The sequence below is a fragment of the Enterobacter sp. SCRI0065 genome (genome assembly GCF_059766475.1).
This window is the reverse complement of the sequence record NZ_JCBAJB010000002.1, coordinates 588,115-607,951: the sequence shown is the minus strand read 5'-3', so window position 1 is coordinate 607,951 and position 19,837 is coordinate 588,115. Positions and strand designations below refer to the sequence as shown.

At 49.0% G+C, this 19,837-nt stretch carries 21 protein-coding genes; 7 read left to right on the top strand and 14 right to left on the bottom strand.

Going from position 1 to position 19,837, the window contains the following annotated elements:
- Positions 1-44: 44 nt before the first annotated feature.
- Positions 45-632 carry a TetR/AcrR family transcriptional regulator gene (locus AC6EMZ_RS08710; protein WP_498402308.1) on the top strand — a complete coding sequence of 196 codons (588 nt, stop codon included), beginning with the start codon at positions 45-47 and terminating at the stop codon, positions 630-632.
- A gap of 78 nt (positions 633-710) precedes the next feature.
- Here AC6EMZ_RS08710 and AC6EMZ_RS08705 read toward each other — a convergent pair whose 3' ends face one another.
- The 4 genes from AC6EMZ_RS08705 to AC6EMZ_RS08690 all read right to left on the bottom strand — a co-directional run bounded on the left by AC6EMZ_RS08705 (position 711) and on the right by AC6EMZ_RS08690 (position 3,469).
- Positions 711-1,439, bottom strand: coding sequence for a putative quinol monooxygenase (locus tag AC6EMZ_RS08705; RefSeq protein ID WP_498402307.1), 729 nt, complete (start codon positions 1,437-1,439; stop codon positions 711-713).
- An 87-nt stretch (positions 1,440-1,526) separates the two neighbouring features.
- Entirely contained in the window at positions 1,527-2,555 is a 1,029-nt protein-coding gene (locus tag AC6EMZ_RS08700) for an aldo/keto reductase (protein WP_498402043.1), read from the bottom strand.
- 44 nt (positions 2,556-2,599) lie between these two features.
- Complete coding sequence (locus tag AC6EMZ_RS08695) at positions 2,600-2,878, bottom strand: YciI family protein (RefSeq protein ID WP_498402042.1); 279 nt, start codon at positions 2,876-2,878, stop codon at positions 2,600-2,602.
- Positions 2,879-2,893: 15 nt separating this feature from the next.
- Positions 2,894-3,469, bottom strand: a complete 576-nt coding sequence (locus AC6EMZ_RS08690; protein ID WP_498402041.1) for an NAD(P)H-dependent oxidoreductase — start codon at positions 3,467-3,469, stop codon at positions 2,894-2,896.
- Between the two features lie 139 nt (positions 3,470-3,608).
- Between AC6EMZ_RS08690 and AC6EMZ_RS08685 the strand changes: the two genes are divergently transcribed.
- Positions 3,609-4,508 (top strand): LysR family transcriptional regulator, encoded by a 900-nt coding sequence (locus AC6EMZ_RS08685; RefSeq protein ID WP_498402040.1) that lies wholly within the window; start codon positions 3,609-3,611, stop codon positions 4,506-4,508.
- A gap of 82 nt (positions 4,509-4,590) precedes the next feature.
- On the opposite strand, the gene AC6EMZ_RS08680 is transcribed toward AC6EMZ_RS08685, so the two are convergent.
- Positions 4,591-4,908, bottom strand: a complete 318-nt coding sequence (locus AC6EMZ_RS08680; RefSeq protein WP_498402039.1) for a cupin domain-containing protein — start codon at positions 4,906-4,908, stop codon at positions 4,591-4,593.
- A 146-nt stretch (positions 4,909-5,054) separates the two neighbouring features.
- Between AC6EMZ_RS08680 and catA the strand changes: the two genes are divergently transcribed.
- Positions 5,055-5,732, top strand: a complete 678-nt coding sequence (gene catA / locus AC6EMZ_RS08675) for a type A chloramphenicol O-acetyltransferase (protein WP_498402038.1) — start codon at positions 5,055-5,057, stop codon at positions 5,730-5,732.
- A 106-nt stretch (positions 5,733-5,838) separates the two neighbouring features.
- On the opposite strand, the gene AC6EMZ_RS08670 is transcribed toward catA, so the two are convergent.
- Together AC6EMZ_RS08670 and AC6EMZ_RS08665 are read right to left on the bottom strand one after the other, a co-directional pair.
- The gene (locus AC6EMZ_RS08670) at positions 5,839-7,767 is read right to left on the bottom strand and encodes a putative bifunctional diguanylate cyclase/phosphodiesterase (RefSeq protein WP_498402037.1); all 1,929 of its coding nucleotides are present in this window, start codon (positions 7,765-7,767) and stop codon (positions 5,839-5,841) included.
- Between the two features lie 17 nt (positions 7,768-7,784).
- Positions 7,785-8,279: a putative pterin-binding protein gene (locus AC6EMZ_RS08665; protein ID WP_498402036.1), complete on the bottom strand. Its 495-nt coding sequence runs from the start codon at positions 8,277-8,279 to the stop codon at positions 7,785-7,787.
- Positions 8,280-8,747: 468 nt separating this feature from the next.
- On the opposite strand from AC6EMZ_RS08665, the gene AC6EMZ_RS08660 reads away from it, so the two are divergent.
- A complete protein-coding gene (locus tag AC6EMZ_RS08660) occupies positions 8,748-10,109 on the top strand; it encodes a YncE family protein (protein WP_498402035.1) in 1,362 nt (453 codons plus the stop codon).
- Between the two features lie 151 nt (positions 10,110-10,260).
- Here the strand turns inward: AC6EMZ_RS08660 and AC6EMZ_RS08655 are convergent, their stop codons facing one another.
- Together AC6EMZ_RS08655 and AC6EMZ_RS08650 are read right to left on the bottom strand one after the other, a co-directional pair.
- Complete coding sequence (locus tag AC6EMZ_RS08655) at positions 10,261-11,283, bottom strand: NADP-dependent oxidoreductase (protein ID WP_498402034.1); 1,023 nt, start codon at positions 11,281-11,283, stop codon at positions 10,261-10,263.
- Positions 11,284-11,368: 85 nt separating this feature from the next.
- Positions 11,369-12,151 (bottom strand): SDR family NAD(P)-dependent oxidoreductase, encoded by a 783-nt coding sequence (locus AC6EMZ_RS08650; RefSeq protein WP_498402033.1) that lies wholly within the window; start codon positions 12,149-12,151, stop codon positions 11,369-11,371.
- Positions 12,152-12,353: 202 nt separating this feature from the next.
- Here AC6EMZ_RS08650 and AC6EMZ_RS08645 point away from each other — a divergent pair, with 202 nt between their 5' ends.
- Positions 12,354-12,908 carry a TetR/AcrR family transcriptional regulator gene (locus tag AC6EMZ_RS08645; RefSeq protein ID WP_498402032.1) on the top strand — a complete coding sequence of 185 codons (555 nt, stop codon included), beginning with the start codon at positions 12,354-12,356 and terminating at the stop codon, positions 12,906-12,908.
- Positions 12,909-13,106: 198 nt separating this feature from the next.
- On the opposite strand, the gene AC6EMZ_RS08640 is transcribed toward AC6EMZ_RS08645, so the two are convergent.
- A complete protein-coding gene (locus AC6EMZ_RS08640; protein ID WP_498402031.1) occupies positions 13,107-13,352 on the bottom strand; it encodes a DUF2543 family protein in 246 nt (81 codons plus the stop codon).
- Between the two features lie 208 nt (positions 13,353-13,560).
- Here AC6EMZ_RS08640 and AC6EMZ_RS08635 point away from each other — a divergent pair, with 208 nt between their 5' ends.
- The gene (locus tag AC6EMZ_RS08635; RefSeq protein ID WP_498402030.1) at positions 13,561-14,259 is read left to right on the top strand and encodes an RluA family pseudouridine synthase; all 699 of its coding nucleotides are present in this window, start codon (positions 13,561-13,563) and stop codon (positions 14,257-14,259) included.
- Between the two features lie 29 nt (positions 14,260-14,288).
- Here the strand turns inward: AC6EMZ_RS08635 and AC6EMZ_RS08630 are convergent, their stop codons facing one another.
- Entirely contained in the window at positions 14,289-15,467 is a 1,179-nt protein-coding gene (locus AC6EMZ_RS08630; RefSeq protein WP_498402029.1) for an MFS transporter, read from the bottom strand.
- 114 nt (positions 15,468-15,581) lie between these two features.
- Positions 15,582-16,718: an alpha/beta hydrolase gene (locus tag AC6EMZ_RS08625; protein WP_498402028.1), complete on the bottom strand. Its 1,137-nt coding sequence runs from the start codon at positions 16,716-16,718 to the stop codon at positions 15,582-15,584.
- 196 nt (positions 16,719-16,914) lie between these two features.
- Here AC6EMZ_RS08625 and AC6EMZ_RS08620 point away from each other — a divergent pair, with 196 nt between their 5' ends.
- Positions 16,915-17,799, top strand: a complete 885-nt coding sequence (locus tag AC6EMZ_RS08620) for a LysR family transcriptional regulator (RefSeq protein ID WP_498402027.1) — start codon at positions 16,915-16,917, stop codon at positions 17,797-17,799.
- A gap of 54 nt (positions 17,800-17,853) precedes the next feature.
- Here the strand turns inward: AC6EMZ_RS08620 and cbl are convergent, their stop codons facing one another.
- Positions 17,854-18,804 (bottom strand): HTH-type transcriptional regulator Cbl, encoded by a 951-nt coding sequence (gene cbl, locus AC6EMZ_RS08615; protein WP_498402026.1) that lies wholly within the window; start codon positions 18,802-18,804, stop codon positions 17,854-17,856.
- A 96-nt stretch (positions 18,805-18,900) separates the two neighbouring features.
- Positions 18,901-19,818, bottom strand: coding sequence for a nitrogen assimilation transcriptional regulator NAC (gene nac, locus AC6EMZ_RS08610; protein WP_498402025.1), 918 nt, complete (start codon positions 19,816-19,818; stop codon positions 18,901-18,903).
- Between the last annotated feature and the right edge of the window lie 19 nt (positions 19,819-19,837).

Genomic DNA, 19,837 nt, shown 5'->3' with positions numbered 1-19,837 from the left:
AGTGTTTGTAAATAATCATTCATGTCGTATGTAAGGAGAAAATGATGGTTCGCCGAACCCGCGCTGAGATGGAAGAGACAAGAGCTACGTTGTTAGCCACTGCCCGTAAGGTTTTTTGCGAATATGGCTACGCTGAAACCTCGATGGATGACCTGACTGCGCAGGCAGGGCTGACCCGTGGCGCGCTTTATCATCATTTTGGTGACAAAAAAGGATTGCTGGTGGCCGTTGTGGAGCAGATCGATGATGAGATGGATCAACGCCTGCAGGCGATTTCCACTCATGCAGCGGATCCGTGGGAGGGCTTTTGTAACCGCTGTCGGGCTTACCTCGAGATGGCGCTGGAACCTGAATTTCAGCGCATTGTGTTGCGTGATGCCAAAGCGGTATTGGGCGGTTCGTCACCTGAATCACAACGTCATTGCGTGGAATCCATGCGCTGCCTGATTCGCAATCTAATTCAGCAAGGTGTCGTTGATGACGTTGATCCAGAGGGATTGGCTTCGCTGATTTACGGTAGCCTGGCAGAAGCGGCGTTCTGGATTGCCGACGGTGAAGAAAGCGAGGCGCGTCTGACGAAAGCCATTACCGCGCTGAACCTGCTGCTTCGCGGACTTCGACATACTGGCTGATACGCATGTCGACACTCGTTGGTAGCGGGTGTCGGCTAAACGTAGCGAAGGTGGGATGGGTATCTGGATGGGCAATCCTTAACGCTCAGGCCATGTAAGGCCGCCTTTGTTCATAAGCTTCCCTGGTTTAATCGCAATGGCCTCTTTATAGGTCGTCATTTCTGCGGTTTGCTCAAGGTACTCTTTAAAATGGGGCGTCAGTCGATGAGCCTGATAAGCCTCTTCGCTGGCGTAGACTTCATAAAAATACCAGCGGTTAGGATTCGCTTTATCGATAGCGGCATACATGGCCAGAACCCCCTCCTCCAGCTTAATGGACTGTGCCATTTCGGGTAAAACGACACGACGAAAAGCCGACGTGAACTCTGGTTTTACCTCAACGATGACAAAGTTATTTATCGTGTTATTGTTTTGCACAATTTTTTTATCTGCCAGAAATTGCGGCACGACATCAAATTTACGCTTTTGACTCGACTCCAGAATATCCACTGAATGACGCAAAAAATCTTTATAGCTCGCTGAGTTCAGGTGTTTTTCGTAAGCATCACTGTCAGCATAAATTTCAAAAACATAAGCAACTGATGGGTTTGTTTCCTTGTTGGCGGAATACATCGCCAGGGTTCCAGGTTCGCTGGTTACCGAAGCGGTAATATTTTTTTCAGCCAGGTTGTTATATGCGTTATTTTTATCTTGCTTGATGACGAGTTCAAAAATATTGAACACGGGCGGCACAGAGACTTTCTGCTCCTGCGCAACAGCAGAACAGCTCAGCGCCAATAAAAGTGATAAGGAAACCCCGGTTTTCATAAATGACCTCTCTTTTACGGCGGCATTCATTTTGCGTCACTATTCCTGATAAGGCGCGTTAACCACACCATCATCTCGACCAATTTGCTATTTGATTCGCAAAGGTGAAAGTCGTGGTGCTTGTTCAGGGAGCGGCGGTACGATGCCATCAACGACATGAGGAACGTACGGTGCTTCCAGGCGTGCCATTTCTTCTGCCGATAATGTCAGGTTAAGTGCTTCCACTGCGGTTAAAAGGTGCTCCGCTTTTGTGGCACCGACGATAGGCGCGGTAATGACAGATTTAGACAGCAGCCATGCCAGCGCAACATGCGCACGAGGGACGCCTCGCCCGTCGGCAATCTGTGCCACAACCTCAACCACCTTCTGGTCCTGTTGCGCGGCGTTTTCATACATTTTCAGCGCAAAGGCATCGTTTTGCGTTCGGGGGGTGGTTTTATTCCAGTCGCGTGTCAGCCTACCGCGTGCCATTGGGCTCCAGGGAATAACACCCACGCCCTGATCCTCACACAGCGGCAGCATTTCCCGCTCTTCTTCCCGATACAGTAAATTATATTGCGGTTGCATCGAGACAAAGCGAGTCCAGCCGTTACGCTCGGCGGCATGCTGCATCTTAGCAAAACGCCAGGCTTCCATAGAGGATGCACCGATATAGCGAACTTTCCCGGCTTTCACCAAGTCATGAAGTGCTTCCATGGTCTCTTCGACAGGTGTGCCGTGATCAAAACGGTGAATCTGATACAGATCCACATAATCCATACCCAACCGGGTCAGGCTGTCGTCGACGGACTGAAACAGCGATTTTCGCGACAGAAAACCGGTGTTTGGCGAGTTACGCCATGGGAAAAATGCCTTGGTAGCGACGACGATTTCGTCCCGATACGCCATATCGCGCAGCGCCCGACCAACAATTTCTTCAGAACTTCCGCCTGAATAAATATTAGCCGTATCAAAAAAATTGATTCCGGCTTCAAGTGCCTGTCGAATTAACGGTCGTGAAGCATTTTCATCAAGCGACCACGGCTGAGGAAGGCGTTCTGGGTCGCCGTAACTCATGCATCCCAGACACAGTCGTGAAACTTTCAGACCACTTCGCCCCAGGTTTACATACTGCATAATTATCTCCTAACCCCGTTTTCAAATGGAAATTGCCACGTCTTTTAGTGCCAGCTTCCCACCATTTTTGGGGTAAATTCTCGAATCTCATAGTCAGCAAGATTGGGGTAATATGCGTCTTCACTCAGAATAGTATCCAGCTCTTCCCGGCTTACGGTCTGAGCAATAATCACCCCTGCTCTATCGCGATCCGAATAAGGGCCGATGAGTACAAACTTGCCTGCCTCAAAATACTGCTGAAACCAGCTGACATGGCGCATAAAAAGCGCTTCATGCTGATCAGGGGAAATGTCTTCATTGACTGCTATATTGATCAGATACAATTTTTGTCCTCTTTTTCAGACAGCCATTTTTAAAGCAGGCGCAGTTTCTTTAATCGTGGTAATCAATCGCAAGGCGTGATCTTTCGCCATCGCTTTCTGTTCCCGGATTTTGGCCTCATCACGCCCGGCATAGCTCATCCCAAAGGTATAAATCGGGTTCTGTAAATCCAGATTGCACAACAATGCTGTCGTTTCAAACGGTGTCATGTATTCCTGAATGTTGTGACCGAAAAAACCTTCAGTGGAATACAGGGCCTCTGGTGTTCCGGCGGTAAAGGAAATAATCAGTTTTTTGCCACCCAGTTTTGCGGTGGAACCATGGGCAAAACCGTGAACAAACACCTGGTCAATCCATAACTTCATTAACCCCGGCACGGAATACCAGGAAAAAGGAAACTGCCAGACAATCACATCGGCGTTGAGTAAGGCTTCCTGCTCCTGTGTCACGTTGATGTGGTAGTCAGGATACAAAGCATCAAGAAAACGCATCTCGGCCTCGGGCAGCGCTTTTGCTACTTCACCCAGGATAGTGGCGTTGCCAATGGACTCATTAAGATTCGGATGACCTGAAATAATCAGTACATTTTGCATTTTTGGCTTCCTGAACAGTGGTTTGTTTAACTGGAAATGAGTATAAACACACCTGATTCTGTTTTTTAGAGCAGTAATAGCTCATACACTCTTAGCCAATAGCTAATAATTTACTTAATTTCCTCTTCCGGATGACGCTATGAACAATGTCATTTACAACCAAATCCGTATTTTCCAGAGCATCGCCCATGAAGGCAGCATTACTGCTGCGGCCAGGAAACTTGAGATAACCCCCCCTTCTGTGAGCAAAGCGTTAAAACTGCTTGAGCGACATATTGGCCATCCGCTTTTTGTGCGCACCACGCGGCGCATTGAGCTGACTGATGCCGGGGAACAGTTGTTGCAACAGACGTCGCGAGCTGTTCAGTCACTGGAAAGTGCGGTGGAAAGCATCAAAGACCTGAATCAGGAACCTTCCGGGCTTGTCAGAATTACGCTTTCACGCTTTGCTTACCTGCTTATTCTGAAACCTTGTATGGCGGAGTTTTGCCAGAGCTATCCGGGGGTCCAGCTTGAGATATCTGTTTATGACGGAACGGTGAACATGATTGATGAACGCTTTGATTTGGGGATACGTTTTGGCGATATCCTCGAAGAGAGCGTAGTGGCTCGCCAGTTGATGAAACCGTTTCGCGAGGGTTTGTATGCTTCTACGGCCTATCTCGCACAACACGGTACGCCAGAACTGCCGACGGACTTGCATCAGCATCAACTCATCGGCTATCGCTTTATCACCAATAACCGTATCCTCCCCCTGATTCTGGAAGACAAAGGTGAGCAATTAACCGTTGAGATGCCAGGGCAGATCATCAGTAATGATATTGATGTCATGGCAGATGGAATACGCAGCGGTCTGGGTATTGGCAGATTATTCGAACCGGTGTATGAATTACAGCCCGATAAAGAGCAATTTATCCCTTTGATGATACCTTACTGGAAGACCTATCCAGCGGTTTATCTTTACTACTTAAAAAACACCGGTAAAGCAAAGCGAGTCAAAGCACTGATTGATTTTTTAATCATGAAAACCACAAAATAGCTAACGATATAACTTGTTATACGCCCGCGTCTGTTAGTTTGAAGCGCGAAACAGTGTCATCAGACTGCTTTGAGCGGTGAGTTCAACTGGCTACTGACTTTTCGGGTAGATCGATAATAACCAATGTACCAAAGCTGCCGATTTCCACAGAATGAGGTATGCCAGCCATGGCGACATAAAGCTGACCAGCCGTGACAGAAATTTTTTTACCCTTAACGTTCAGCTCTAAACGTCCGTCAATGACCAGTAAACACTCATCATACTCGTGTACCTCTTCAATTACTGAGCGTCCATCCATACGTAAAACTTTGAGGTTTGATGCGCCAATATGACCTAAGATGGCAGAGTGCCAGGCCTCTGGTAATGCATTTGCTTCGGTTTTAAGATCATAAAGCGACATAAGGTCATTCTCTTTGTTATACGTTCAATCCTTTATGCCATAAAAGTGACCCGTGACTTATAACAAATATTAAGAAACAAATCGAAAAATAAGATATAATAACATCCACGCAGCTATTGATATAAATCATAGTCAAAGGTTAACAAATGAAAAAAACACTTCCGAAATATACCCCTGTTGACTTATCCCGTTGGGCAAGGAAGGAGCATTTTGAAGTCTTTCAGTCATTTGCTCAAAGTACCATTAACCAAACTGTCCTGCTAGATATTACCATTCTGCTAAAACATATAAAGGAATCTGGCTGGAAATTTTACCCTACTCTCATTTTCTTGCTTTCTAAAATCGTAAACAGTCATGCGGAATTCCGTATGGCCATAAAAAATAATGAGCTTGTCATATGGGATGACATTCATCCAAGCTATACCATATTCCATAACGACACGGAGACTTTTTCATCATTATGGAGTCACTATGATGGCAATATTCATCACTTCCAGAACGTTTATGCAGAAGACCTTGCACGCTATGGCAATAACCTTTCTTATTGGCCTAAGGAAGAGACACGGGAAAATGTATTTTTCGTATCGGCTATTCCTTGGGTAAGTTTTACCAGTTTTAATATCAACGTGGCTAACATGCAGAACTTTTTTGCCCCCATGTTCACTCTTGGAAAATATTACAAAGATAATGAGAAAGTATTGTTGCCTCTCGCCGTTCAGGTACACCATTCCGTATGCGATGGTTTCCATGTGGCAAGACTGGTCAATGAGTTACAAGAGATGAGTGATGACATACTGCGCCTTTCAGAGGAATTCAATTCTTGACACTTAATGCATCAAGAGTCATGAAAACCTCTTTTTTATAGAGCGTGGGCAGCAGACGGAGAAACAAACCTGGCAACAGGAGTTTGCTACCCCTTTAGTTTTTCATTTAACCGTTTCTTATTTTCCCATCAATATAAGGCTGAGGTTTACCAAACAGATAGCCTTGAATGAAATCACAGCCCAGCACCTGAAGGCTTTCCAGCTGCTCCTGTGTTTCAACACCTTCCGCAACGGTCTTCATATTGAGGGATTTCGCCATGCCAGTAATGAGCCTGATGATATTAAGGGCGTCTTCCTGTGTCGATATTGAATTGACAAATGACTTGTCTATTTTTATTTTATCGAAGGCAAGCCTGCTGAGGCGCGAAAGAGAAGAATAACCGGTGCCAAAATCATCGATGGAGATTTTCACTCCCAGAGCCCGCAGCCTGTTAAGCGTATTCATCGGCGTATTGCTCTCAGTAAAGAGAGAGGATTCAGTCACTTCCAGCTCAAGACGCTCAGCGGGAAGTCCCGTTTCGTTTAGAATAGACACCACTATTCCGGCAAAGGCTTTGCTGCTCAATTGGACAGGAGAGACATTGACTGAAATTTTAGCCGGAACCACCCAGGAAGCGGCTTCCCGGCAGGCCATTTCAAGCATTGATTTCCCCATCTCGATAATCATTCCTGTTTTTTCAGCGACAGGAATAAAGGTGTCCGGCGACAGTATACCCTTCAGAGGATGTATCCAACGAATAAGCGCTTCATAGCTGTAAGTTTCCCGGCTGAAGGAATCGACAATAGGCTGATAGTAAACCACGAATTCTTTATTCACTAACGCCAGTGCCATATCATGCTCAAGTGTTCGACTTTCTTGCAGCTTATCTAACATCCATTGCCGGAAGACTTTTATCTTACCCGCGCCTTCATTTTTGGCTTCATAAAGAGCCAGATCAGCAAATTTATAAAGATAGTCCGAGCGGCGTTCAGTATCTGAGATGACAATCCCGACACTGGTGGTTATATTGATAATCGTATTATTAATCGTGTAGGGCTGGTTGATAGCATCACATATTTTTTGGGCTAGTGAAACGGCATTATTTTCCGTCAGGCCACTCGAGAGAAACGCAAACTCATCACCGCCTAAACGATAAAGCGTATCGGAAGTCAGGCCCATCGAAATCAGACGTTGTGATATCTGGCGTAGTAACATATCACCGACATCATGACCATATGTATCATTGACCACCTTGAATCGATCTAAATCAAACAACATCACATTCACAGTATTATTGCTTTTTACTGCGTTCTCGATGGTTTCATTTAAATTCCCCCAAAAAAAATGGCGGTTATTCATTTCTGTCAGAGAGTCATGGTAGACGTCATACTCCAGCTTTGCATTCTGGACCTGCAGCTTTTCTTTAGATTCCTGCAGTGCTTCAGCGAGACTTTTTACCTGAAGGTGAGCTTTAAGAATATTTCTGTTTTGATAAAATATCAACACACCCAGTATCGCACTCATTATTATCAGCAGTACAGACGTCGCTGAGTAAATATAGTACAGGGTTTTAATTTTGAGGTTGGCATCATTTATTGAGTTAATATCCTTGTCTAACGCGCCGGAAGACAGATGACTCAGTGGTGCATCAAGCGTCTGCATGGTTTTCAGGTATGCCTGGATTTCTGAGCGATTCATTTTCTCAAGATGAATATCCAGATACTCCAGTTTCTCTTCAAGCTTTAGCGCTAGTGCATGATGGGATTTATTACTTTCTATGTAATGTTTAAGATCACCTTCTTTCATTAAATCACTCTGGCTGAGCATAATGTCGAGACGCATGCGCACATCATCCAGCTTCATCGTCTCGTCGATAGTGTAAAGACCAAGCACCGATTCGAACCGGTAATATTCTGATACCATCTGTGCAGCAGACCACGCAGCGGCGTAGTGAGTCAGTTTCTGTAACTCTTGTTGCCTTTCATGCACAAGGAAAGAGATATACCCGGTAGATATAAAAAGGAAAAAAATGATGCCAGCCAGAATTCTGTTCATGTTGGTCTTCTGAGCCCTTACTCAATATTCATTCTGCTGACCTGCCATGCTGACCTTGAATAGTAAATCTGATTATTCAACTCAGGTATGCTGTCATAGGGGTAAACCACAAACAACGGGCCTTTATCACGGATACGCATATATTCTCCGTTGATTTTTAAAGCAAGTATAACGTTGTATTTCTTAAAATCACTGAGGGGGATTTCGGTGGTGTAGTCATTGAGCGCAGTGACCTTAACAACAGAACCTTTCGCGCCGACATAATCCATGAGCTTTTGCAGTGAAATACCCGTAAAGGTCGTGCGGCCATCATACCAGGGCGAAGTGGTCTGAAAACTGACCATACCCAGTTTCTCAAGGCTTGCGAGATCAAAGACGGCTTTTCCACCTTCATTTGTATTTTCGATATTGCCAGACAGCGTTAAAAGGACTTTTCCGGCAGGTCTTGAAAGTTCACCCGCCCAGACCTGTGTAGAGAGCACAAAGCTTAACAGCATGATTATTGAACGCATTCTGACCTCGTATATCAACCGGATGTTAAAGAAGTATAATTTAGTTACTGTGCTATTTATATATGCTCCAGGCTATTCTTCATGCAATCATTACACAATATTTTAGTGCATTAAAATCAACTGGTTGAAAAAAATTTCTTTTTATATTGATTAAGCCTGGTCGATGCCGCTTTTTGATATACATAAAACAGCGTTGCACCTGTACAAAAAAAAGCCGCATGTTTACTCAGCGTAAATAAACACACAACAATATAAAGGTTTATTGATTTATGAGCCGGCAGGGATTTCTAACAAACTATGTCCGCGCCTGGCCCGCTTACCGCAAAATCTCCCGCTCGTCACCCGCTACACATCAAACTCCCCACCTTTAAATACCACCCAAAACAGTAATGATAATTATTTGCATCGATGTGATATGTTGAATGCACTTATAGCAAGACATATTTCTCAACACGTTATGGAGATAAGATGATAAGAGTTTCAGTCCGTTCAGTGCTGTTGGCCTCCATCATTGCGATGTCAACCGCCACAACGGTATACGCCGATAGCCAATGGGTAGCCGCCGACACTACCTTCCCTGGCAGTATCCGTGCCGGGTCACGAGACGTTCCTGTTAAGCCCGGAGATAAAACAGTTATCACGATTAAGGGCCTGCAGACGGGCGCAACCGTCACCATGCTGAATGGGGCTGAAGTCCTGACACCGAAACCATTGACCGCCGACGAGAAGGGAAACCTCACGATTCCATTAACCGTTCCGGCCGATGCCGCTACAGGCCTTCATCCACTCACTGTTATCACGCAAAATCCCGCGAGCGTTTCGCAGGTCATGTTGAAATTGTCCCAAATTATTCCCCCGAAAAACACAGAGGCCTTCGGGCTGCAAACCATTCCCGTCGGTGAGCGGGCTTACCAGTCGGCAATTTCGGCCGACGGGAAGTTGTTCGTGACCTCCGCACGCGGTCCTAAGGAGGGTAGCCGCCTGATGAGACTGAACGCGGGAACGCTGGCTGTCGAAGCTGAGGCTACGCTGCCTAAAGACAAAAAGGGTGAGCAGATTAGTGTCTTCGGCGTCGGTGTTGATAATGTCCATAATCATGTCTGGACGACGAACACGCTTGCCGAAACAGTGACCGTCTATGACGCAAAAAACCTTGCCGTCGTGAAAGTCTTTCCGGAGGGGTCGGTCGTACATCCACGCGATGTGATTATTGATGAGGCCCACAATCGGGCTTATGTCAGCGCAGCGTTGACCGGTTTTATCGAGGTATATGATACAAAAACGCTGGAACATATCGGTCAGATGGAATTCGTGACGAACCGTGGCCGCGACCCGTTTTACAGTACCGATCTTGCGCTTGACAGTGCCGGTGGGAAACTCTACGGCGTCAGCCGCGATACGCCCTGGGTGGGCTGGATTGATCTCAAAACGGGCAAGAGTACAACGGTGAAAATACCGCAGGCGCAAGGCGCAACCGACATTGCTCGCGATCCGGAGACCGGCCGCCTTTACGTCGTTTCCCAGGAGACGAACAATGTTGTGGTTCTTGATGCAGAGGGCAAGGTTCTCGCTGACACTGACATTGGTGCCGGGGGCGTATCTGTCGTCTGGGATCCTGTGACGTCGCAGGTTTTCGCCGCCACGCGTGCAGGCGGAACCGTTGCTGTTCTGAACAAGGACGGCAAACTGGTCGCGAATATCCCGATGGATGATACGCCAAACCACCTTACCGTCGCGCCTGATGGAGCCGTTTATCTTGTATCTATGTATGGTACTACCGGAGATAAAACGCAAACTGGCTCAGTGACGAAAATCACCCCAAAAAAATAACGGTTTTATTCCGCTACGTTATTCACGAGCAGGTCTGCTTGGCATTATTATCAACCCCCAGCCGTCTATCGGGTGGGGGTATTTTTTATGTCGGTTCAACGGGTCGATGCACTTAGCAACCATCAACTTTCGCAAATCAAAACATTTTTTTTTACGACTCGTGTATTTTAACCACCACTTTTCCTTTTGCATGCCCCTGAGCAAGATAGTCCAGAGCATCCTTTGTTTCTGCAAAGGGGAATACCTTGTCGATCACTGGCTTGATTGTTTCAGTTTCGACGAGTTTGCTAATTTTATTAAGTTGATCGCCATCCGGTCGGACAAAGAGAAATGAATAGGTCAGGCCTCGTTTTTTTGTTAAACGTATAATCTTGCGGCTCATCAGACCAAATACAAATCGCAGAAAGAAGTTTACCCCCCTAGCCCGTGCAAACGCGGCATCTAATGGTCCAACGAGAGAAACAATACTTCCGCCCGGCTTAAGAATGCGGGTGGATTTTTCAATTAAATCACCCCTGATCGTGCCAAGAACAATATCGTAGCCACGTAATACTTCTTCGAATGGGTGTTTTTTATAATCGAGCACTTCATCTGCGCCAAGACGACTCACCCATTCAAGGTTGCTTGTACTTGTTGTCGTTCCCACTTCCGCGCCAAGATGCTTAGCCAGTTGGATGGCAAAACTGCCAATACCCCCTGAACCTGCCGGAATGAAAACCTTTTGACCGGCCTGCAGACTGACTCGCTCGGTCAGTGCTTGCAAGGAAGTAAGGCTCACCATCGGGAGCGACGCTGCCTGTACAAAATCCAGGTTTGCGGGTTTCATCGATGCCGTACTTTCATGCACTAATGCGAATTCGGCAAGGGAACCTGTTCCGGTATCAAAAATACTGGCAAAAATTTCGTCGCCTGGAGCAAAACGCGTTACTCGACTCCCCACAGCAATAACAACGCCAGATAAATCGCTCCCCAGTGTGGCGGGAAGATTGAAATGTAGCACCGGCTTAAATAACCCTGTGGGGATAATGTTATCAATCGGGTTCAGACCAACAGCATAGACTTTAACCAGAATTTCATCAGCATTAGGCGAAGGATAATCTACGTTATCGAATCCCAACTCAGGGGATTTACCGTAGCGTTTAAACGTAAACGCTTTCATCGTCTTAGTATTCATCTATCGTTTACCCTAACGTATTTGCCTGTGACATTTTATTTAAAGGGCCTGTAACCCGTGCTACACGTTTATTTGTCATGCTAAATCACACGCGTTTATATCGCTCTGCGGCTTCATCTTGTTTGATGTCCGAAAGCAGCGCCTGACGCAAGGTATCAAGGGCATCCCAGCGGGCAGCATTATGTAGAGGCGGGATAGTGACGAGTTCTCGGCGATCAAAGCCCACTAACGCTGCGTCAACTAATTCGCCCACCGCCATCATTTTGGGCAATGTGTTGATGTCGATTCCCGCCCGGTCCCATATTTCCGTATAAGTCCCGGCAGGGAGCACCGCCTGGATATAAATACCCTTAGACGACAACTCAATATTCAGTCCCTGAGACAAGAAAAGAACAAACGCTTTGGTTGCGCCATAAACCGACATTGCAAATTCAGGGGCGAGTCCGACGATGGAACTGATATTGACGACTGCCCCCTCTCCGGCTTCGACAAATCGTGGCGTCACGGCACTTGCAAGTCTCGTCAGCGCAGTGACGTTGAGCGCGATAAGGCTTTCAATCGAATCAGGTGTTTGCTCTGTAAAGCTGCCCGACTGCGCGATACCCGCGTTATTGATAAGAATGCCTATCCGCGTATCTTCGCGCAGACGCGCCTCGACCCTGGCTAAATCCGCCGCTTGTGTGAGGTCAGCCGGAAGAACATCAACAGAAATGCCTTTTTCTTGTCGCAGACGCTCTGCCAGTATCTCTAACTTTGCGTTGTCGCGGGCGACCAGAACAAGGTCGTGTCCCCGACTGGCGAATCGTTCAGCGTAAACAGCACCAATACCCGATGATGCGCCTGTAATGAGAACTGAATTGTTGGTCATAGGTTGTTCTTCTTTATCAATGTGTAATCAGAATTCGCAATGTGCGATGGATGTAGAACCGTGACACCGATAGACAGACTTGCATTGAGGTGTAGGCACGGATTAATGATGATGATCATAATCTAAAAAGTCAAACGGTATGATTATGATCATCATCAATGTATAATTATGGGTGAGAGGCTTAGAAGAGGAGCTGATAACAATGAAAGTGTCGAAAGAACAGGTTCGTGAAAATCGCAGGCGGGTAGTCGAAACGGCATCAGTGTTATTTCGTGAGCGGGGATATGACGGTGTCGGCGTAGCGGACCTGATGTCATCAGCCGGTTTGACTCACGGCGGGTTTTATAAGCATTTTGCTTCAAAGGCTGATTTGATGCTGGAAGCGATGAACTGCGGTTTCTCTCAATCAGCTCAGAACAGCGAGGGGGTCAGCCGAGAACAATTTATAGAAAATTATCTGTCACGCCCTCACCGCGATTCAATGGGTCATGGCTGCGTGATGTCAGCATTAGGTACAGATACAGCCCGACAATCAGAGTCAATGAAAACGACATTTGCGGCTGGACTTGAACAGCAGTTGGCTCTTTTAGCGAATGAGAATGCCGCAGAAGGAAAGACACGCGCCGATCTGATCGACACCATTGCACATCTCGTCGGTGCCATGGTGTTATCCCGCGCCTGCCCGGATAATTCAGCGCTGGCAGATGAGATACTGGAAGTTTGCCGCTCACGTATTCTCAGTCACCATTCAAAGTGAACTGAATATGCGATTACAGAAGAAATATGAACCAAAATGCAGGCCGTAACCTCTTACATCAGGGCTGGCGCTCTTAAACAGAGCGCCGATATGTAGATAGCAAATCCGTTTTGCATTAATGGCGAATGAGTCGCGCTCGGATTGGCCAGCGGATGCCACAGTTGCGTCGTATCCCGTTGGTTATGGCCTCAGCAGAAATTACTCATTGCCCCATTGATTCAGGAAGGTGGCGATCTCGTCGATACGCTCCTCGGCAATACCGGCTTCTTTTGCCATTTCCTTCTGCGCGTCTTCACCGATTTCTTCATTATTCATTAAACGGGTGAGTAGCAACTCGAAATAGCGCGCCAGTGGTTCACGTTCAGACTCGCTTACCGGTTTTGCGGTTTCCGTCGCATACTCATCTGCAATGTCATAATATTTCAGTGGTACTTCGTTGTTCATCAATCGCCTCCAGGCTTACGCCAGTGTCAGTTGCTGCCTGTATTGTCTGGCGGGAATAATATCATTTTTTGGCTGAACTCACCCTAAAACACCTTGTGATGGAGTGATAACGTCAGCGTTTTTTGCACCAGGGTTATCACTTATCCGAATTCGCCTGTCGGCAGAAAATTGGTTATCATCCGCTCCCATTCTCTGTCCGGGCAGCCTGATGTCTACGATTATCGATACCTTTATTGCCCCGCCCTGCCACGACCAGATTGAGACTGTCTATCAGGATGAGCATCTGGTGCTGATCAATAAACCCGCCGGGTTGCTCAGCCTTTCCGGAAAGAATCCGCAAAATCTCGATTCGGTACATTACCGGCTAGTGAAGATCTTTCCCGGCTGCACGCTGGTTCATCGACTTGATTTTGGCACCTCCGGGCTGATGGTGATCGCCCGTAACAAAGCTATCAATGCCGCGCTGTGCCACCAGTTCAGTCAACGCACGGTGACAAAAGCGTACAGCGCCCTGCTCTGCGGGCATCTGGCCGAAAACGAAGGTGTTATAGATGCAGCAATCGCCAAAGATCCGGCGCTGTTCCCGCTGATGTCGATTTGTTCAATCCACGGTAAGCCCGCCCGATCACGCTATCGGGTTGTTGAACGACTTTATCGCGAGCAGGAGGACGGGACGTTACTACCGGTGACGCGAGTGGAACTGATCCCCGAGACCGGGCGCACCCATCAATTGCGCATTCACTGTCAGCAGTTGGGCCACCCGATTTTGGGCTGCGACCTGTATGGTGGTCGCCTGTTGCCAGGTACTGAAAGAACGCCACGCCTGATGCTGCACGCCAGCGAGTTGCATTTCGTGCATCCCGTCAGCAAAGAGTTGATTCACGCCCGGAACTTGAGCCCATTCTGAAAACAAATCTGCGGGTTAAAACGCCAGGATTATTTTCTTCGCGATGATAAAAATGTGAGCCCCGCCGCCGCCAGCAGTAACCCGCCGCTCAGGGCAAACGTACTCTGCCAGCCGCGATGGTCAAAGGCCAAGCCACCCAGAGTCGAACCCAGCGCGATAGACAATTGCACGACGGCGACCATCAGTCCGCCGCCCGCCTCGGCATCATCCGGCAATGTGCGGGCCACCCAGGTCCACCATCCGGTTGGCGCCGCCGTAGCCATCAGCCCCCAGAATCCCAGTAACACCGTCACCATCCAGACATTGTGACCATTGAACATCAGCATCCCGGCTATAACAGCCATCAGTAACGGGATGGCGATCAGCGTCGAATAAAACCCCACCTTCAAAAAATAGCTAATAACCAAAGTGCCGATAAAACCCGCTACCCCGATGGTTAATAAAATGAGGGATAACGTGGCAATCTTCACCTGCGTGACGCTTTCAAGAAACGGACGGACGTAGGTAAATAATGAGAACTGCCCCATAAAGAACAATCCGCAGGCTAACAGGCCAATAGCGACGAGGGGTTGGGAGAGCAGACCAAAAATCGATCCGCCAGAACGGGGGCCTTTATCGGTTTTCATCGCAGGCAGGCTGAAACACTGCCAGACAAAGGCCACTATCGCTACCGGAACCAGGCAAAAAAAGGCTCCACGCCAGCCAATCACCGCCCCGAGATAACTGCCAAGCGGCGCGGCCACGACGGTTGCCAGCGCATTACCGCCGTTAAAGATAGCTAATGCCCGAGGCACCAGACGCTGTGGAACCAGTCGAAGCGCGGTGGCCGCCGACATCGACCAGAATCCTCCAATCGCGACGCCAATCAGAGCGCGACCCACCATATAGACCGTATAGCTGGAGGACATGGCGACAATCATTCCCGAAACGGCCATCAATGCCGTCATGCCAAGCAGCAGAAATTTTCGATTCAGATTTCCAGCCAGAATGGTAAGAGACAGACTTGTTAACACCGCCAGCGCCCCTGAAATGGCAATCCCCTGGCCTGCAAGACCTTCGCTGACGCGCAAATCGGTGGCGATCGGCGTCAATAAACTGACCGGTAAAAATTCCGACGCGATCAGCACAAAAACGCACAGGGTCATGGCAAAAACGCCGCCCCAATGTGCGTGTTCTTCGTTATGTCGTGTTTTACTCAGTGTGGACATTATAGGCATCTCTGAATTCGATCCGTCCCTCTTCAGGCACAGGCGTGTCCCAGGGAGGCGTTGAAACCACCTGCAGATTACAGGTGGCTTTTAGCATGGTGATGGCTCAGATTTTTATCTTAAGCTGGTCTTGAAAAACTGGTCAAAGCGAGCAAACGGGATTTTACCGGCGGCGTTGTCGTATAAGTCCACGTGGTTTGCCCCAAGGACAATCACCAGCTCCTTCTCCTTGCTGCCTACCGCTTTATAAGCATCTTCAGCAAAGTATCGAGAGTGCGCATTTTCACCGGTAACGATCAACGTAGGGATGGTGATTTCATTTGCATAGCTCAGTAACGGCATGTTCATAAACGACAGAGGGGTCGTGGCTGTCCATGCGCCAGTCGAGTTGACGGAACGTTCATGGAACCCGCGCGGCATCCGATAATAATCAAAAAACTCTTTCAGGACAGGGTTGGGATCCGCAGGCAACGTTTCAGGGAGAATGCGTTCAGAAGTGGTTACCTTGCCATTTTTGTCCACGTAAATATCATGACCCGCATGGGCAGTCGTTCCGCTTTCCGCATCCTTCCAGCGTTGTTCGTTCAGATACTGCAATACGGCGCGGCGATCGGCAGTTGAATAACGGTCTTTGCCGTCACCCACGCCATGCCCCATCGCCCGGCTCATGTCATACATGACGCTGGTCGCGACGGCCTTAACGCGAGTATCCATTGCCGCTGCATTGAGCGCCATACCGCCCCAGCCGCAGATGCCGAGTATCCCAATACGGTTGCGATCCACCTCGTTTTGGATGCCAAGAAAATCCACCGCGGCGCTAAAGTCTTCGGTGTTGATATCAGGGGAGGCAACGTTACGAGGGCTGCCACCGCTTTCCCCCGTGTAGGAAGGATCGAACGCCAGCGTAATAAACCCCTGCTCTGCCAGCGTTTGCGCATACAGACCGCTGGACTGTTCTTTGACTGCGCCAAAAGGTCCGCTGACCGCAATTGCCGCCAGTTTGCGTTCTCCGCGATCTTTTGGAATGTAAAGGTCGCCGACTAAGGTAATGCCGTAGCGGTTCTGGAACGTAACTTTACGGTGATCCACCTTTTGGCTCTCGGCGAAGGTTTTATCCCATTTTTCGACCATCGAAACGGGTGCGTTTGGATTTGTCGTTTCAGCATAACTCATCGTTGTGACTCCACTTAATGATGCACATAGCAGCATGGCGGGTATCGCGGTTGTCAGTTTTCGAGTGATAGCAATCATGAAAAGTCCCCTAAAAAAGTGATAGGTACAGGTTTCATACGGACAACGCTGCTGTGCTTTGTTGCAATGCGCACATTATAATCAGCAGAAAGAGTGCTGATTAGAGGGGGATAAATGCTAGGATTAATATCAAATTGTTATAGATAAGGTTACTGGCGGCAGCATTGCTGGTAGCCAGAAAAATGAGGACAGGTCGATGGCGAAACGGGAAAACTATAATGAGCTCTACCTGTTTATGCAGGTAGTGCGGGAAGGCAGTTTTACCGCAGCAGCGCTTCGGCTTGGTCTGGCGCAATCGGGGGTCAGCCGTTCTGTTCGCGAACTTGAAGAGAGGCTAGGCGTGCAGCTTTTGGTTCGCACCACGCGCAAGCTCTCGCTGACGCAGGCCGGCGAGCAACTCTATCAGACGGCAGAGTCGGGATTTGATGCTTTGGATATGGGGCTGGCAACGCTGGCACATTATCGTCAGACTCCCTCAGGCACGGTACGCATCAATGCCAGCCAGCATGCGATTGATAAATTTCTGCTGCCTAAACTCGCGGTATTTAAACAGCGCTATCCTGATATCAGGCTGGAATTGATCAGTGAAAGCCGGTTCGTCGATATTATCGCAGAGAGATTTGATGCCGGTGTACGCCTTGGCCCGGAAGTGGGCAGTGGCATGATCGCGGTTCGCATTACGCCCGATATGGAGATGGCCGTTGTCGCCGCGCCCGAGCATTTTCGCCGTTACGGCTTTCCGCAAACGCCCGCTGATTTGGTGGTACATCCCTGTATTGCCTATCAGTTTGCTGACGGCAGTCTGTATCAGTGGGAGCTCAATCAGGATGACAAAAAAATAACCCACCGACCGCAGGGCCAGTGGGCTTTTTCTGACAGCTACATGGAAGCAGAAGCCGCCCGCCTCGGCCTGGGGTTGGCCTATGTTCCTGAAGAACTGGTGACTGATGATATAGAACGCGGCGTGCTTATCCGCGTGCTGCAACGTTATAGCCAGCGCATGGAAGGTTCCTTCCTTTACTATCCTCATCGCAACGTGTCCCCCGCCCTGAGAATAGTCATTGATACGCTGAAAATCTGATATTCGCCGCTGTGGATGGCGGCGGCAAACCCTGTTCTCAAAAAAGAGCAATAATCAAATCTGATAATCAATGGCCACTTCTTCAGGCTCCATCACCTGACGTTTGATCTCATCCACCGACAGACCTGCATTACACAACTCGATGAAACGCCACACGTAGTTTCGCTGCAATTGTCCACGCTTAAGCCCCAGCCAGACGGTGTTGGCGTCGAAAAGATGTCGGGTATCAAGGCGGATCAGATCCCCCACCTCGCGCTCGCCGCTGGCCTGTTCCGCCACCAGGCCAATTCCCAGCCCCAGCTCAACGTAGGTTTTGATGACATCGGAATCCTGCGCGCTCAGTACCACGTCCGGGGTGATGCCCTTACGGTTAAATGCCTCGTCGATGCGCGAACGCCCGGTGATACCTTGTCGGTAGGTAATGATCGGCCATTTGCCAATATCCTCCAGCGTCAGCGGGGATACCTGGTTCAGGGGATGATCAACGGGAAGCAGAAGGCTGTGATGCCAGCGGAACCACGGGAAGGCCACCAGCAGCGGGTCATTGCTCAGACGTTCGCTGGCGATACCAATATCCGCCCCACCGTTTTGCAGCAGCACTTCTATCTCCTGTGGCGTGCCCTGAATCAGCTCAAGGCGCACGTCCGGGAAAAGATCGCGGAAGGCTTTGATCACTGGCGGCAAGCTGTAACGCGCCTGGGTGTGGGTAGTAGCAATGGTAAGGACGCCAGTAGCGTCGTTGGTAAAAAGATCCGCCAGGCGACGGACATTGCTGGCCTCGTTAAGAATGCGCTCAGCGATGATCAGCAGCGCTTTACCAGGTTCAGTCATCCCCAGTAGACGCTTGCCGCGACGAATGAAGATCTCAATGCCAAGCTCTTCTTCCAGCTCACGGATATGGCGGCTGACGCCCGATTGAGAGGTATAAAGCATGTTGGCGACTTCGGTCAGGTTGTAGTCCCGCCTGGCCGCCTCACGGATAATTTTAAGTTGCTGGAAATTCACGATTCACTCCGGCGCATCTGATATAGCTCTATTGTTAGAGTCAGCAGACCTACAGAACAAATAATAAAAACCAGCATCTTATTCCATAATGGAATATCAGCTCACCAGCATCAGCTCGCGATTCTCCAGGGATGGACGGCTCACCAGCGACATCAGGATCTCTTTCACGGCCTGAGCCTGCGGCGACAGCGAACCTCGTGCGGACATGTTCAGCGATAACGGCAGGCTCATGGATGGCGAGGTGATACGCGCCATCCAGCCATTCGCCGCGCTGCACAATGAACGCGCGGCGGATTCAGGGAGAACCGTCACCCCCATCCCGCTGGCGATCGCGGCGGTTAGCGTAGAGATAGAATCTATCTCGCCAATGATTTTTGCCGTCAGGCGACGCAGAGAAAAGGCTTCGTCGACGCGCAACCGCACGGCGCTGTAATCGCGTGGCAAGAACAGATTCATTTCCGCCACGGCTGTCAGGTCAATGCTCTGGCCCGGGCAATCACGCGTTCCCACCAGATACAGATCTTCTTTTAACAGCGGCTGGCTGGTGATCCCTGCGATAGGCGAACGATCGTAGAGAACCGCCATATCCAGTTGGCCATTCAGAAGCTTATCGTTAAGCACCGACCCACTGTTCTCGTGCAGGTAAACCAGCACTTCCGGGAGCTCAGCACGCACCGCCTGTAGCAGCGGCATGGTAATAGAGGAGGCCGCCGTGCCCGGTGCAAGGCCGATTGACACTTGCCCGCTCAGGGTTTGCCCTACATTGCAAACCGCCAGTTGGGCCTGTTCACATTGACGTAGAATAGTGCGCGCATGGGTATAAAGAATTTTGCCCGCTTCCGTCGGCGTCACGCCGCGTTTAGTCCGTATCAACAGCTGCTGGTCCAGTTCACCTTCCAGAGTGGCCACCTGCTGGCTCAACGCAGGTTGCGCGATATGCAACACTTCCGCGGCCTGAGTCAGGCTACCGATATCGACGATTTTTACGAAGTATTTCAGTCGTCTTAAGTTCATTTTGCCCCCTGTTCGAATT